The following is a 14,827-nucleotide window of genomic DNA, read 5'->3' on the forward strand; positions in this document are numbered from 1 at the left end:
CATGGCCCTCCCTCTCCTCAATACCTTCGCCGGCAATCCGCTGGACCGCGCCGGAGACTTCCGCAACACGCCCGAATGGCTGGTCGAACAGGGCGAAAGCGCGGATGCGCTCGCCATGGTGTTCTGGGAGGGGCAGCCGCTGCTGGAGGATCATGCGGACGGGCCGCGCCTGGCCTGGCTGGCCCTGACCCATGCGCGCGACGTGATCCGCGACGCCGATCGCGAGGTCTTCCTGGGGCTGTGGAAATCGGCGCCGGTGTTCGCCGTCGAGTTCGAGGGACCGTCGGATCCGGCCGAGGGGCCGATCAAGGGGCTGGGCGCCTTCACCGGGATGCGGGAGGCGGCGGCGGTCCTGTCAGGCGCCGAGGCGGCCATGGCGGGCGGGGCCAAGTCCCTGTTCGACTGGCGGCGGAAGCACGGGTTCTGCGCCAACTGCGGGCATGAAACGAAATCGACGGCCGGTGGCTGGCGACGGGTCTGTCCGGCCTGCACGGCCGAGCATTTCCCGCGTGTCGATCCGGTGACCATCATGCTGCCGGTGTTCGAGGGGCGCTGTTTGCTGGGGCGTCAGGCGGCCTGGCCGGCGGGACGGATGTCGGCTCTGGCGGGCTTTCTAGAGCCTGGTGAGACGATCGAGGAGGCCTGCGCCCGCGAGATCAAGGAGGAGGCGGGGCTGACGGTGACGGCCGTCCGATATCACTCCAGCCAGCCCTGGCCCTTTCCGTCGCAGCTGATGATCGGCCTGATCGCCGAAGTGTCGGACGCGAACGCGACCCCGGACATGACCGAATTGGAAGAGGTCCGCTGGCTGACGAAGGACGAGGCGCGAGCGGTGCTGGCCGGCGCTCACGAGGTGAAAGCGCCGCCGAAATTCGCCATCGCCCGGACCTTGATCCAGGCTTGGGTGGACGGGTTCGAGGTGGAATAGGGCGCCGCGTTCTCACTCCCCCTCGGGGGAGGGGCGTCGCGCAGCGACGGGGTGGGAAGGGCCGGCGATGCGAGTGCCGGCCAAGGCTGGATTGCCTTGCCGCCCCCACCCGGTCTCCGCTGCGCTCCGACCACCCTCCCCCGAGGGGGAGGGAGAAAACTGCGTCTCAGACCAACCTTCTGGCCGCCTCGAGATCCGCCGGATTGTCCACCGAGATCGGCGCCGCGTCGATCACCCCGGCCCAGATCGACAGGCCCAGCTCCAGCGCCCGCAACTGTTCCAGCTTCTCGCGCTGCTCCAGCGGTGACGGCGGGGCCGCGCAGAAGCGTTTCAGGGCCTCGCGGCGGTAGCCATAGACGCCGATGTGGCGCCAGACCGGCGCGTCGCCGAACAGGATCGAGCGGGTGAAATACAGGGCGCGACCATGTTTCTCGCCTTGCACGATCGCCAGCACCGCCTTGACTACATCGACGTTGGACCGGTCCGAGACATCGGCTTCGGGCGCGACCAGGGTGGCGATGTCGCAGCTCGGCTCGCCGTGCAGCAGGGCCGCGCAGGCGGTGGCGATGCCAGGGTCCGCGAACGGCATGTCGCCTTGCAGGTTGATGACCGAATCATATTCGCCGTCGGGATCCAGTGTCTCCAGCGCCGCCAGCACCCGGTCGGAGCCGCTCGGCAGGTCGGGATCGGTCAGGACGGCGCGACCGCCCGCGGCCTCGATCACATCGACGATCTCCTGATCCCCCGCCGCCACGGCGACCGGCAGCCCGGACAGGACGGCCTGCTCCCAGGCCCGGATCACCATGGGTTTGCCGCCGATATCGGCCAGCGGCTTGCCCGGAAGGCGGGTCGCTGACATGCGAGTCGGTATCAGTATCAAAGGCGTCACGGCAGGCCTTCCGGTCATGCGACGTCCGGACGCTCAAAGTGAGGTCCGGGGCCGGTTGCGAAGGCGGCGCTAGCGTGTAAGAGACCGCCAATCAAGATTTCGCCCGGTTTGCCGAGCCGGCCGGGCCTCTAGAAGCGGGATGCGACGACGCGATGAGCGGCGATCTGAAGTTGAACAAGATATTTGGTGCGGGCCTGGGGACGGTGTTCGCCATCCTGGTGGTCCAGCAGGTTTCGAGCGCGGTCTATACGACGCACGCGCCTGAGAAGATGGGCTATTTCGTCGACGCGCCCGAAGAAGCCGCCAGCGGCCCCGCCGAGGTCGAGCTGGCGCCGGACTGGGGCATGGTCCTGCCGGCCGCCGACCTGGCCGCCGGTGAAGCCGCCTTCGCGCGCTGCCAGGCCTGCCACAACATCGCAGCGGGCGGTCCCGACGGCATCGGCCCGAACCTGTTCGGCGTCGTGGGTGGTCCGGTCATGCACCGCGCCGGCTTCGCCTATTCGGACGCCATGGCCGCGCACAAGGCCGAGGCTCCGAACTGGGGCTACGACCAGCTGGACCAGTTCATCACCGCGCCGAACCGTTATGTCCCGGGCACCAAGATGTCGTTCGCAGGCCTGCGCGACACCCCAACCCGTATCAACCTGATCGCCTATCTGCGCAGCCAGGGTTCGGCCGGCTTTGCGATCCCCGCGTCGGATCCCGCGCGTCAGCCCGGCGCCGCGCCGGCCGAGGGTGAAGTTCCCGCCGAGGGCGCCGTCGCCCCGGGCGCCGAAACGGCCACCGCCGGATCGGGCGGCCCCGCCGGCGCGGCTCCGACCGACGCCACGGCCGCAGGCGCTTCGCCGACCCAGGCGACCCCGGTCGCTCCGCCGGCCGCGACGAGCGCTCCAGCGCAGTAAGCCGGTCGGATATTCAGGCTTCGAGCAGGCGGTCCTCCGGGGCCGCCTGTTTCGTTCGGGACACCCTTCTCGCCGGGGTGCGCCGACGTTGGATCAGAGACGCCGGAAGACGGCGGGCTCGAAGCCGTCGGCCAGATAGCGGGCGTCGGCCTCGGCGAAAGCCTCAAGCGTCACCGCGCCGTGGAAGCCGGTGGCGTGGATGACGCGGGTCTCGTCCAGCAGGAAGGCCGAATGACCGGTCCAGCTGTGGTCGCTGGAGACGTTCAGCCAGACGACGATGTCGCCACGCCGGACCTGGTCACGTGAAACCGCGACGCCGAGCTGGGCCTGACCGTCGGAATGGCGCGGACCGGCGAGACCGCAGGCGAACAGGGCCTGCTGCACCATGCCGGAGCAATCCGTGGCCAGAGACGAGCGGGCGCCGAGGCTATGCGGCACGCCCAGCAGGCGTTCGGCCACGGCGACGGGATCGGTCTCGAACTCACCGATGGGCGCGCTTTCGGCTGAGGCGTCGTCGACGAGGGCATTGAGCGGCAGGGCGGCCGTGGCCGAAGCGATCCGTCGGGTCGGAAGGCCGACATGCGGAACCAGCGCCGAGGCGTCCATCCAGCCCACGGTCCCGTCCCGACGAGCCTGGCCCCAGACGCGTCCGCCGCGCCGGTCGAGGACGTCGAAGATTTCACCGTGCAGAAGCTGGTCGATCCGTTCGGAGGCGGTGTCGGGCTCGGCGTGGATATCCGCGACCGGAACGGCGCCGCGCATCGGCTCGGTCGCGCGGAAGGTCTCGGCCCGAACGCGGCCTTCCAACGCCTGCGCGGCCAGATCGGGCCGGGCGAGGGTGGTGCGGGCGTCGAAGTCGGTCGGGAGGTCGTTCAAGCGAAGGCCCTGACGGTTGGCCCATACGTCTGCCAGACGAAGGCAAAAGTCCCGTTAATGGCACGCTTTTTTGTGCGCGACCGCTCGCCGCGCCGCGGTCCGATCTCCGATCGGCCGGAGGACAGGCACCGGCTCGCGGCCTGAGCCCGATCCGTGGACATCTTGAATCGCGGGCCAGGAACGCCAGTTCAGTTCGACGTGATGGCGGAGGGGCCGATGCCGCTGGTGCTGGGTTTGATGTCGGCGGTGGTCATCGTGATGCTCGCGTTTCCGGACACCGGGATCGGGCGAGGTCTGAAACGCTGGCTGGTCGAGGAGCCGGCGCGGCGGTTAAACCGGATCCATCGCGGCAAGGCCGCCTTCTATGCCGTGCTGGCGGTGATCGGTTTCGTCCTGGTCCTGTTGTTCGAGGCGGACGGGATGCGGCTGTTCGGCTTCCTGCTGCCCGATACGCTGGTTTGGTTCGCGATGTTTGACGTGGGGGTGTTCGTCGACGCCCTGCTGATCACGGGCGCGATTCTGGCCACGAACGGGCTCAGAGCGATCCGGGCGCAGGCGACCGCCTTGCCCCGACAGGTTTTGGCGCTCCTGCGCAGGCGCGCCGCCCGAGCCCGCCGGGCCATCAGGCCGTCATCACGTCCGACCGGAACGACCGCCGACGACGACGGCCCGGGATGGGCGGGTCAGCGCGCGTACCGCGCCTTCAGCATGGCGTAGGCGGCACGGAGGCTCTGCGCCTCTCCACCCTCGGGATGACCCGGGCGGCCACGGCTGTTCCAGGCGAAGACGTCCAGATGGGCCCAGGCACCGCTGGTCGGGGCGAATTTCTGCAGGAACAGGGCGGCGGTGATCGACCCGCCTTGAGCCCAGGCCGCGGAGTCGTTGCGAACATCGGCGATGTCCGAGTCGATCGCTGCGCGATAGCCGGGCCACAGCGGCATCCGCCACAGGGGATCGCGCACGGCGTCCGCCGCCGCCAGGAGGTCGGCCGCCAGCGCCTCGTCGTCGGTGTAGAGGGGCGGCAACTCCGGGCCGAGCGCGATGCGCGCCGCGCCGGTCAGGGTGGCGAAGTCCAGGGTCAGGTCGGGATCGTGCTCGCCGGCCCGCGCAAGGGCGTCGGCGAGGATCAGCCGACCCTCGGCGTCCGTATTGCCGATCTCGATGGTCAGGCCCTTGCGGCTCTGCAGCACGTCGCCTGGCCGGAAAGCGTCGCCGGAGATGGCGTTCTCGACCGCTGCGACAAGCACGACGAGGCGCACATCAAGGCCCGCCTGCAGGACCAGTCGCGCCAGCGCGAGCGCATGGGCCGCGCCGCCCATGTCCTTCTTCATGTTGCGCATGCCGGCCGCCGACTTGATGTCGAGCCCGCCGGTATCGAACGCCACCCCCTTGCCGACCAGGGCGACCAACGGCCGGTCCGTCTTGTCCAGATTCCAGCCGATCTCGATGATCCGGGGCGCACGATGCGGGGCGGCGGCGCGGCCGACGGCGTGAATGGCCGGATAGTTCTCCTCTAGCAGGTCATCGCCGGCGATGACCGAGATCGAGGCGCCGTGGGCCTCGGCGATCTCGCGGGCGATGGTCTCCATCTGCAGCGGGCCCATGTCGGCGGGCGGGGTATCGACCATTTCTCGGGCCAGGGCGCAGGCCGAGGCGATGCGCAGAGCCTCGGCGACATCCAGCCCGTCCGGCGCGACCAGCCGCACCTCGGGCCGCTCCCGGGTCTTGTAACGATCGAAGACGTAGCGCCCGAGGAGGAAAGCCAGGGCCGCGACGCGGGCGTCTTCGGGTTCCGCCTCGAGCCGATAGAGGCCCTCGGGCAGTCTGGCCGAAAGGGCGCGGGCGCTCATCGGATCGAAGGTCTTGCCCGCCCCGACCAGCACGTGATCGATGCCGCCGTCCGCGCCGGGTACGACCAGCACCTCGCCCGCCTTGCCCCTGAACCCCATCCGCGCGGCCCAGGCCTGGGCCGGGCCGTCGAGCGCAGCCTTAGGCCCGACGAAACGGGCGGGTGTGGCGGTCGCCGCGCTGGGGCTGTCGGAGGGGACGAGGGCGTCGGGCGAGATCACGGACATGGGGCGACTATTAACCAATGCTTGACGCGAAGCGCCGATTCTTGAGGGGCAGAAATCCGATCGGATCGTCCCATGTCGCGCACCCGGGCCTCAAGCTCAATCGCACTGATCGCCCTGACCCTCCTGGGTGGCCTGGCCCTGACCGGCCCCGCCTCGGCCCAGGCCGAACAGGCCGCCGCCCCGCGCGTGGCCGCCACGGCCGAGCAGCGCGCCGCCTACGGCCGGCTCGATCCGCTGGCGCGTTCGGTCTTCTGGTCGCGAGAGGTCGAGGTCAATCCGGCCGATCCGGTCGCCGGGGTGAAACTGGCCGAGGCCTTGCGTCAGCTTGGCCAGCACGAACAGGCCGCGACCGTCGCCCAGCAGGTGCTGGTGACCCAGCCGCAGAACGTCGACGCCATGCTGGAGATCGGGCGGGCCCATATCGCGCGGGGTCAGGCCTTCTACGGCATAGCGGCCCTGGAACAGGCGAAGGCTCTGGCGCCCAACGACTGGCGGCCTCTGTCGCTGCTGGGCGTCGCCTATCAGCAGGTGCGGCGCGCCGACGACGCGCGCGCCGTCTGGAACGAGGCCCTGCGCCTGTCGCCGGACAATGCCGAGGTGATGAACAACGCCGCCATGGCCCAGATGACCGGCGGCGATCCGGCCGGCGCCGAGACGCTGCTGCGTCGAGCGGTGGCGCAGCCGGGCGCTTCGCTGCAGATGCGGCTGAACCTCGCCATGGCCCTGGGACTTCAGGGCAGGATCCCGGAAGCCGAACAGATCATCCGCCGCGACCTGCCGCCCGAAGCCGCCGAGCGCAATCTGGAATGGCTGAGGAACCAGGTCCGGCCGGCGACGGCGGGGGGCGAAACCGACACCGCCTCCCCCGCCCTGGTCCGGACCTGGTCCTCGCTACAGGGTCAATAGGCTTCAGCCGCCCTTGGCGTCGGCGAGCTCGAGACGGGCGCGCAGGCGTTCGTCGGTCGAGACGGCGCCGGCGATCGCATTGAAGCGATCCAGGGCCAGACCCGAGGCCGAGACGGCGGCGGCCATGGCGGCCTGCTGTTCCGTGGTCGGGGCCGTGCCGTCGGACGGAGCCGCCGCGCGGACCTGAACCATGGCGGCCCCGAACTGGACGACCTCAGCGTCGGTCACCGAGGCGGCGACCGAACCGGCCGGCGAGTCCGGGGTGGCGAGGACGGCCAGACGAGCTTTCAGCACGTCATCGGTCGAGACCGCCGTGGCCAGGGCGTTGAACGAGGTGATGTCCATGCCGGCGGCCTCGATAGCGGCGGCCATGGCGGCCTGCTGGTCAGCGTTCGGCGCCGTACCGTCGGTCGGGGCGGCGGCGCGCACGGTGACCATGGCTGTGCTGAAGGCCTGAAGCTGGGCGTCGGAATATTCGGTCGCCCGGGTTGCGGTCGTCAACGACGCGGCGGCGGAAGCCTGGGCGGCTCCGCCCAGCAAGGCGACGGCGGAAACGGCGGCGATCAGGGTCAGGCGCATGAAAAATCCTTGGCAATCTGAAGACATAAGCGTCGGGGACGGAAAGAACGGTAACCCGGCAATCGTTCCGGTGGCAAATCACCCGGTCTGACGTCGGCGTGATGTCGCCGTCTTCTCCCCGTGGCGTCCAGCGCCTATATCGCGGGCATGATCGACGATCTTTACAGCACGCGCATCCTGACGCTGGCGGCCAACCTGCCGCACGCCGGCCGGCTGGCCGAGCCCGAAGGCACGGGCGAGAGGGTCGCGAAGCTGTGCGGATCGAAGGCGACGGTCGATGTCGTGCTGGATGCGGACGGCCGCATCGCCGACTTCGCCCAGGACGTGAAGGCCTGTGCGCTGGGCCAGGCTGCGGCGGGCGTGGTCGGCGAGGTCGTCATCGGCGCGACGACCGAAGAGCTGCAGTCCGCCCGCGACGCCATGCTGTCGATGTTGAAATCCGGCGGCGAAGGCCCGGACGGCCGGTTCGAAGGCCTGCGCGCCCTGAAGCAGGTCGCCGACTATCCGGCGCGGCATGCCTCCACCATGGTCGCCATTGAAGCGACGCTGGACGCGGTCTCACAGGCGTTGGATGCACGAACTCGTCTCGCCCTCGCGGGATGAGCGGTAGAATCTGATGGCGCCCGGCACTCTCTACGAACGCGGCGTCCGCGCGGCCCATCGGGGCTACAAGGTGACGCTCAGCCCCTTCTTCGGCCAGTCGTGCCGGTTCTTGCCCACCTGTTCGGACTATGGCCGCGACGCCCTGATCCAGCATGGTTTACGCAAGGGGGGATGGCTCACCCTGCGTCGGCTCTGTAAATGCCACCCCTTCGGCGGGTCGGGATATGATCCGGTTCCGCCACGCAGCGTCGTCGCCCCGACGCGCGAAAGCGAAAAGTGACGAACACCCCATGATGATCGAACTGAAATTCCCCGACGGCGCCGTGCGCGAGTATGCAGCCGGATCGACCGCCCGGGACGTGGCCCACGCTATCTCGCCTTCGCTGGCCAAGAAGGCCGTTCTGGCCGAACTGAACGGCGAGCAGCGCGACCTGAACCGCGTGCTGGAGACCGGCGGCGACTTCCGCCTGATCATGCGCGACGACCCGGAGGCGCTCTACACCATCCGGCATGATGCGGCCCACGTGCTGGCCGAGGCGGTGCAGACGCTGTTCCCCGGAACCCAGGTCACGATCGGTCCGGCCATCGAGGACGGGTTCTATTACGACTTCTTCCGCGAGCAGCCCTTCTCGACCGACGACTTCGCCGCCATCGAAAAGGAGATGTCGCGGATCGTGGATCGCGACGCGAAGTTCGAGCGCGAGGTCTGGGACCGCGACGAGGCGATCACCTTCTTCGAGGCGCGCGGCGAGGCGTTCAAGGCCGAGCTGATCCGCGACCTGCCGGGCACGGAGACGATCACCCTGTACAAGCAGGGCGACTGGATCGACCTTTGCCGGGGCCCGCACTTCCCCTCGACCAAGTCGGTGGGCAAGGCCTTCAAGCTGACCAAGCTGGCCGGGGCCTACTGGCGCGGGGACAGCAATCGCGAACAGCTGCAGCGCATCTACGGCACCGCCTGGGCGACGAAGGAGGATCTCGACGCCTATCTGACCCGTCTGGAGGAGGCCGAGAAGCGCGACCACCGCAAGGTGGGCAAGGCGATGGAGCTCTTCCACATGCAGGAAGAGGGCCGCGGCATGGTCTTCTGGCATCCCAAGGGCTGGGTTCTGTGGCGCGTGCTGGAGGCCTATATGCGCCGCCGCCTGGACGCCGCCGGCTATGTCGAGGTCAAGACGCCCCAGGTGCTGGACCGCAAATTCTGGGAACAGAGCGGCCACTGGGAAAAGTACCGGCCCAACATGTTCGTCTGCGAGACGGTCGAGGGCGAGGAACTGAGCCTCAAGCCGATGAACTGCCCGGGCCACGTGCAGATCTTCGATCAGGGCCAGCGCTCCTATCGCGAACTGCCCCTGCGCATGGCCGAGTTCGGCGCCTGCCACCGCTATGAGCCGTCCGGATCGCTGCACGGCCTGATGCGAGTGCGCGGCTTCACCCAGGACGACGCCCACATCTTCTGCCGCGAGGACCAGATCGTCGAGGAGACGTCGAGCTTCATCGCCCTCGCCCGCTCGGTCCACGCCGATCTCGGCATGGAAACGGCCTATATCAGCCTCGGCACGCGCCCCGAGACGCGCGCCGGCAGCGATGAATTCTGGGACAAGGCCGAGGCCCTGATGGCCGAGGCCGCCCGCGCCGCCGGGACCGAGCCGGTGGTCACGCCCGGCGACGGCGCCTTCTACGCGCCCAAGCTGGACTTCATCGTCAAGGACGCCATCGGCCGCGAATGGACCTGCGGCACGATCCAGCTGGACTATGTCCTGCCGGAACGGCTCGATGCGACCTACATCGCCGAGGACGGCCAGAAACACCGGCCGGTCATGCTGCACCGGGCCATCCTGGGCTCGTTCGAGCGGTTCATCGGCATCATGATCGAGAACTACGCCGGGGCCTTCCCCCTGTGGCTCGCGCCGGTGCAGGCGGTGGTCGCGACTATCACCTCGGACGCCAACGGCTATGCGGAAGACGTCGCCGCAAAGTTCAAGGCCGCAGGCCTGCGGGTCGAGACTGATCTGCGCAACGAGAAGGTCGGCTACAAGGTGCGTGAGCATTCGGTCGGCAAGGTGCCGGTCATCGCCGTGGTCGGGCGGCAAGAGGCGGAAGAAGGCAAGGTCGCCATCCGCCGTCTTGGGTCGCAGGCGCAGACGGTCGTCTCGGTCGAGGAGGCCATCCGCATCCTGACCGACGAAGCCACGCCGCCGGATCTGAAGCGGCTCAAGACCGCCTAGAGTCGGCTGCCGAACACAGGAACCATCGGACGCAGAGCTTCTTTTTTGTGCGCGCGCTGGGCGCATCATCAAGGAGTTTGCACCATGGTAGAGAAGACCCTCGACACCCTGTTCCACGACACGCTCAAAGACATCTATTACGCCGAGCGGAAGATCCTGAAGTCCCTGCCGAAGATGGTCCGCGCGGCGCAGTCGCCGGACCTGAAGGCGGCGTTCGAGAAACATATCGGCCAGACCGAGGTCCAGATCGAACGCCTGCAGCAGGTGTTCGAGATCATCGGCAAGCCGGCGCGAGGCAAGACCTGTGACGCCATCGAAGGCATCCTGGCCGAGGGCGACGAGATCGCCGAGGAGTACAAGGGCACGGCGGCGCTCGACGCCGGTCTTCTGGCCGCCGCCCAGGCCGTCGAACACTATGAGATCACCCGCTACGGCACGCTGAAGCGATGGGCTCTGGTGCTCGGCATGAAGGATGCGGCCGCCTTGCTGGATGAGACCCTGCAGGAGGAAAGCCAGACCGACGAGGACCTGACGACCATCGCTGACGCGACCGTCAACGAACAGGCTACGCAGCCCAGGGCCGCGTAGGTTCCCGTTTCTGTCCGAACGGATCCGGCGGGAGCAATCCCGCCGGCTTCCACCTGCGCCTATGATCGTCCGTGCGGCTGTCGCCCTGGCGCCGACCTCGCCTTCACGGCCTTTGGCCGTCGATATTGCCGGGCGGCGAATAGCGGCAGGCCAGCACGGCCCGGTCGCCCCGGCTTGCGACCGCGCAGCCGACGTGGGTCGTGCCGCGCCAGATCAGCTGGGTGTAGTGGCCGACCGCAATCCAGTCGCCGGTGCGGCTGACGTCCGGAAAGACGCCGGGGCGATAGTCTCGCCGCTCCGTGATCCAGTCGCCGACCATGTTTTCTGGCGTGAAGACCCGGTCGCCCCAGCCCATCCACAGGTTTTCGCCGTGGCCGTGCGGGCGCGGATCGTGGGCGAAACGGCCGCTGTCGATCAGTCCGACGGCCCAGTCGCGCGCCTCCGCCTCCAGGATGTCGCTCCAGATCAGCGGCTGGCTGTTGGCTTGCGCGCGCTCGCGGTTGTGGGCCGCCAGGAGGCGCGCCTCGAGCTCGTCGGACGGCCGGGCGTCGTCGGCGGGCGCGATGGGCTGCAGGGTCCGGGCCTGTTCCGAGGCCGGTTCGATCCAGACCCGTTCCTCCGCCGGACCGGACTGGGCGCAGGCGTTCATGGCCGGGGCGAGGACGGCGACGATTGCAGCGAGAAGGGATCGGGTGTTCATCGGAGATGAAATCCCCCGCGATGGGGGCTGTTCCAAGGCGAGACAACTCTTATCTTGACGTTGACGTAAACGTCGGCTTTAGACGCTTCACCTTCCAATCCGTCCTCAATGGAGACTGACCCCATGACCGAGGCCTATATCTACGACGCCGTGCGGACGCCGCGCGGCAAGGGCAAGAAGGATGGATCCCTGCACGAGATCACCGGGCTGAGCCTGGCGACCCAGGTGCTGGAAGCGCTGCGCGACCGCAACGGCCTGGACACCTCGAAGGTCGACGACGTCATCCTGGGGTGCGTCACTCCGGTCGGAGAACTGGGCGCGGACATCGCCCGCACCGCCGTGCTGTCGGCGGGCTGGGCCCAGAGCGTGGCCGGCGTCCAGATCAACCGCTTCTGCGCCTCGGGCCTGGAAGCCGTGAACATGGCGGCCGCCAAGGTGAAATCCGGCGAGGCCGATTTCGCCGTCGGCGGCGGCGTCGAGGCCATGAGCCGGGTGCCGATGGGCTCGGACGGCGGCGCCTGGCCGGTGGATCCCTCCTCGGCCTTCCCGACCTATTTCGTGCCCCAGGGCGTCTCCGCCGACATGATCGCGTCGAAATACGGCTTCAGCCGCGATGACGTGGACGCCTATTCCGTAGAGAGCCACAAGCGCGCCGCCGCCGCCTGGGCCGACGGCCGCTTCTCGAAATCGGTCGTCCCGGTCAGGAACCAGCTCGGCCTGGTCCAACTGGACCGCGACGAGACCATCCGTCCGAACACGGACATGCAATCGCTGGGCGGACTGAACCCCTCCTTCGCCATGATGGGCGAGATGGCCTTCGACGCCGTGATCAGCCAGCGCTACCCCGAGGTCGAGCGGGTCAACCACGTCCATACGCCCGGCAACTCCTCGGGCATCGTCGACGGCTCGGCCGGTGTGCTGATCGGCACCCTGGAAGCCGGCAAGGCCCTGGGCCTCAAGCCCCGCGCCCGCATCGTCGGCGCCGCCTCGATCGGCTCCGAACCCTCGATCATGCTGACCGGCCCCGAGTTCGTGACGAAAAAGCTGCTCGGCAGGCTGGGCATGTCGGTCGCCGACATCGACGTGTGGGAGCTGAACGAGGCCTTCGCCGCGGTGGTCCTGCGCTACATGCAGGCGCTGGACATCCCGCACGACAAGATGAACGTGAACGGCGGCGGCATCTCCATGGGCCACCCGCTGGGCGCCACCGGCGCCATGATCACCGGCATCGCGCTCGACGAGCTGGAGCGCTCCGACAAGTCGACCGCCCTGATCACCCTGTGCATCGGCGGCGGCATGGGCACCGCCACCGTCATTGAACGCGTCTGAGGATCACGAGCATGGAAAACTTCAAGATCGACGTCGACGCCGACGGCATCGCCCTGGTCACCTTCGACGTGCCGGGCCGTTCGATGAATACCCTGACGTCCAGCGTGATGGCCGAGCTGCCTGAGCTGGTCGAACGCATCAAGACCGACGACGCCATCAAGGGTGCGGTCCTCACCTCGGGCAAGGCCTCGGGCTTCTGCGCCGGCGCCGACCTCGGCGACATGGCCGGCGGATCGCTGGCCGGCGGCGGCGACCTTCAGGCCGCGTTCGACGCGGGCTGGAAGATGAACGGCTCGCTGCGAGCGCTGGAAACCTGCGGCAAGCCGATCGCGGCGGCCATCAACGGCCTGGCGCTCGGCGGCGGTCTGGAACTGACTCTGGCCTGCCACTACCGCGTGGTCGGCGACGATCCGAAGATCCAGCTCGGCCTGCCGGAGATCAAGGTCGGCCTGTTCCCCGGCGGCGGCGGCACCCAACGCCTGCCGCGCATGATCGGCGTGCAGGCGGCCATGACGGCCATGAGCGCCGGCTCCTCGTGGCGTCCGAACGACGCCAAGGGCGCGGGCGTTGTCAATGAGGTCGTGGCCAAGGGAACTGAAGTCGAGGCCGCCAAGGCCTGGATCAAGGGCGGCGGCAAGGCCGTTCAGCCCTGGGATTCGAAGGATTTCAAACAACCCGGCGGCGGCCCCTACCACCCGGCCGGCATCCAGAACTTCCTGGTCGGCAATGCGATGATCCGCAAGCAGTCCTACGGCAACTATCCGGCCGTCATCAACCTGATGAAGGCCGTCTATGAGGGCATCCAGGTGCCGATGGACGCGGCCCTGCGGATCGAGACGCGCTACTTCATCAAGACCCTGATGACCCCGCAGGCCCAGGGCATGATCCGCTCGCTGTTCCTGTCGAAGCAGGAGCTCGACAAGGGCGCCGTGCGGCCGGCCGGCATCCCGGCCTCGGACGCGAAGAAGGTCACGGTCATCGGCGCCGGCATGATGGGCGCGGGCATCGCCTATGTGCAGGCGCTGGCCGGCATCCAGACCATACTGATCGACCGCACCCAGGAAGACGCCGACAAGGGCAAGGCCCACGTCGAGGAGCTTCTGAAGAAGCGCCTGTCGCGCGGCCAGCTGACCCAGGACAAGTACGACGCCCTGCTCGGCTCCGTGATCGCCACCACCGACTATGAGCAGATCAAGGGCTCGGACCTGGTCATCGAGGCGGTGTTCGAGAACCGCGAGATCAAGGCCGACGTCACCAGGCGTGCCGAGGCCCAGCTTGAAGCCGGAGCCGTGTTCGGATCCAACACCTCGACCCTGCCGATCACCGGCCTGGCCGAAGCCTCCGTTCGTCCCGAGGACTTCATCGGCATCCACTTCTTCTCGCCGGTCGACAAGATGATGCTGGTCGAGATCATACTGGGCGAGAAGACGGGTCAGGCCGCGATCGCCAAGACGCTCGACTACGTCATGAAGATCAAGAAGACCCCGATCATCGTCAACGACGGCCGCGGCTTCTACACCTCGCGCTGCTTCGGCACCTATGTCGCCGAGGGTCTGGCCATGCTGGAAGAGGGCTATGCCCCCGCCCTGATCGACAACATCGGTCGCATGACCGGCATGCCGCGCGGCCCTCTGGAAATGCACGACGACGTCGCCCTCGATCTGTCGATGAAGGTGTCGAAACAGACCGCCCTCGACCTCGGCGACAAATACGTTCCGCTGGCCGGCGCCGAGATCATCCGCACCATGGTCGAGGACCTGGGCCGCTACGGCCGCAAGAACGGCAAGGGCTTCTACGACTACGACGTGAAGCCCAAGAAGCTCTGGTCGGGCCTGTCGGAATTGGCGCCGGTCAAGATCAACGATTCGACGCCGGAACTGGTCGAGGATCAAAAGCAGCGCCTGCTCTATCGCCAGGCGGTGGAAGTGGCGCGTTGCTGGGAAGAGGGCGTCATCGACGACCCGCGCGAGGCCGATGTCGGCGCCATCCTGGCCTGGGGCTTCGCGCCCTGGACCGGCGGCCCGATCACCTACATCGACCAGATCGGGCTGAAGGCCTTCGTGACCCGGGCCGACGACTACGCCGCCCGCTACGGCGAGCGCTTCAAGGTCCCGCAGCTGCTGCGCGACATGGCCGCCAAGGGCGAGACCTTCTACGGCAGGTTCACGGGCGCCAAGGCCGCAGCCTGATCGCGCCTGAAACCTGAAAAGACAACGGCCCCGGG

The 14,827-nt window shown here is 68.4% G+C and carries 15 protein-coding genes; 10 read left to right on the forward strand and 5 right to left on the reverse strand.

Translation table 11 applies throughout. The features are described from left to right. Position 1: 1 nt before the first annotated feature. Positions 2 to 928, forward strand: a complete 927-nt coding sequence (nudC, locus tag ACP7AZ_RS11565) for an NAD(+) diphosphatase (protein WP_426038803.1) — start codon at positions 2 to 4, stop codon at positions 926 to 928. 166 nt (positions 929 to 1,094) lie between these two features. On the opposite strand, the gene ACP7AZ_RS11570 is transcribed toward nudC, so the two are convergent. Next, on the reverse strand, positions 1,095 to 1,817 hold the full coding sequence (locus tag ACP7AZ_RS11570; RefSeq protein ID WP_426038804.1) for a 3-deoxy-manno-octulosonate cytidylyltransferase: 723 nt from the start codon (positions 1,815 to 1,817) through the stop codon (positions 1,095 to 1,097). Between the two features lie 152 nt (positions 1,818 to 1,969). Here ACP7AZ_RS11570 and ACP7AZ_RS11575 point away from each other — a divergent pair, with 152 nt between their 5' ends. Then, positions 1,970 to 2,719, forward strand: a complete 750-nt coding sequence (locus tag ACP7AZ_RS11575; protein WP_426038805.1) for a c-type cytochrome — start codon at positions 1,970 to 1,972, stop codon at positions 2,717 to 2,719. A 93-nt stretch (positions 2,720 to 2,812) separates the two neighbouring features. Here ACP7AZ_RS11575 and ACP7AZ_RS11580 read toward each other — a convergent pair whose 3' ends face one another. Then, positions 2,813 to 3,595 (reverse strand): NlpC/P60 family protein, encoded by a 783-nt coding sequence (locus tag ACP7AZ_RS11580; protein ID WP_426038806.1) that lies wholly within the window; start codon positions 3,593 to 3,595, stop codon positions 2,813 to 2,815. Positions 3,596 to 3,811: 216 nt separating this feature from the next. On the opposite strand from ACP7AZ_RS11580, the gene ACP7AZ_RS11585 reads away from it, so the two are divergent. Beyond that, entirely contained in the window at positions 3,812 to 4,312 is a 501-nt protein-coding gene (locus ACP7AZ_RS11585) for a hypothetical protein (RefSeq protein WP_426038807.1), read from the forward strand. Here ACP7AZ_RS11585 and ACP7AZ_RS11590 read toward each other — a convergent pair. Continuing rightward, positions 4,279 to 5,670 (reverse strand): leucyl aminopeptidase family protein, encoded by a 1,392-nt coding sequence (locus ACP7AZ_RS11590; protein WP_426038808.1) that lies wholly within the window; start codon positions 5,668 to 5,670, stop codon positions 4,279 to 4,281. The two genes, ACP7AZ_RS11585 and ACP7AZ_RS11590, sit on opposite strands and share 34 nt — an antisense overlap. A 72-nt stretch (positions 5,671 to 5,742) precedes the next feature. Here ACP7AZ_RS11590 and ACP7AZ_RS11595 point away from each other — a divergent pair, with 72 nt between their 5' ends. Next, on the forward strand, positions 5,743 to 6,576 hold the full coding sequence (locus ACP7AZ_RS11595) for a tetratricopeptide repeat protein (RefSeq protein WP_426038809.1): 834 nt from the start codon (positions 5,743 to 5,745) through the stop codon (positions 6,574 to 6,576). Positions 6,577 to 6,579: 3 nt separating this feature from the next. Here the strand turns inward: ACP7AZ_RS11595 and ACP7AZ_RS11600 are convergent, their stop codons facing one another. Then, positions 6,580 to 7,155 (reverse strand): DUF4168 domain-containing protein, encoded by a 576-nt coding sequence (locus tag ACP7AZ_RS11600; protein WP_426038810.1) that lies wholly within the window; start codon positions 7,153 to 7,155, stop codon positions 6,580 to 6,582. Positions 7,156 to 7,302: 147 nt separating this feature from the next. Here ACP7AZ_RS11600 and ACP7AZ_RS11605 point away from each other — a divergent pair, with 147 nt between their 5' ends. The 4 genes from ACP7AZ_RS11605 (at position 7,303) to ACP7AZ_RS11620 (ending at position 10,574) form a co-directional block, all read left to right on the forward strand. Beyond that, entirely contained in the window at positions 7,303 to 7,758 is a 456-nt protein-coding gene (locus ACP7AZ_RS11605) for an iron-sulfur cluster assembly scaffold protein (RefSeq protein ID WP_426038811.1), read from the forward strand. A 13-nt stretch (positions 7,759 to 7,771) separates the two neighbouring features. Then, on the forward strand, positions 7,772 to 8,038 hold the full coding sequence (yidD, locus tag ACP7AZ_RS11610; RefSeq protein ID WP_426038812.1) for a membrane protein insertion efficiency factor YidD: 267 nt from the start codon (positions 7,772 to 7,774) through the stop codon (positions 8,036 to 8,038). Between the two features lie 13 nt (positions 8,039 to 8,051). Beyond that, positions 8,052 to 9,986 (forward strand): threonine--tRNA ligase, encoded by a 1,935-nt coding sequence (thrS, locus tag ACP7AZ_RS11615; protein WP_426038873.1) that lies wholly within the window; start codon positions 8,052 to 8,054, stop codon positions 9,984 to 9,986. Between the two features lie 84 nt (positions 9,987 to 10,070). Next, on the forward strand, positions 10,071 to 10,574 hold the full coding sequence (locus ACP7AZ_RS11620) for a ferritin-like domain-containing protein (RefSeq protein WP_426038813.1): 504 nt from the start codon (positions 10,071 to 10,073) through the stop codon (positions 10,572 to 10,574). Positions 10,575 to 10,677: 103 nt separating this feature from the next. On the opposite strand, the gene ACP7AZ_RS11625 is transcribed toward ACP7AZ_RS11620, so the two are convergent. Further along, positions 10,678 to 11,274, reverse strand: coding sequence for a CAP family protein (locus ACP7AZ_RS11625; RefSeq protein WP_426038814.1), 597 nt, complete (start codon positions 11,272 to 11,274; stop codon positions 10,678 to 10,680). A gap of 123 nt (positions 11,275 to 11,397) precedes the next feature. On the opposite strand from ACP7AZ_RS11625, the gene ACP7AZ_RS11630 reads away from it, so the two are divergent. Continuing rightward, complete coding sequence (locus tag ACP7AZ_RS11630) at positions 11,398 to 12,603, forward strand: acetyl-CoA C-acetyltransferase (protein ID WP_426038815.1); 1,206 nt, start codon at positions 11,398 to 11,400, stop codon at positions 12,601 to 12,603. A gap of 11 nt (positions 12,604 to 12,614) precedes the next feature. Beyond that, positions 12,615 to 14,792, forward strand: coding sequence for a 3-hydroxyacyl-CoA dehydrogenase NAD-binding domain-containing protein (locus tag ACP7AZ_RS11635; protein ID WP_426038816.1), 2,178 nt, complete (start codon positions 12,615 to 12,617; stop codon positions 14,790 to 14,792). Positions 14,793 to 14,827: the final 35 nt, after the last annotated feature.

Origin of the sequence: Brevundimonas sp. DC300-4 (genome assembly GCF_049897365.1) — a bacterium.
Classification (GTDB): Bacteria; Pseudomonadota; Alphaproteobacteria; order Caulobacterales; family Caulobacteraceae; genus Brevundimonas.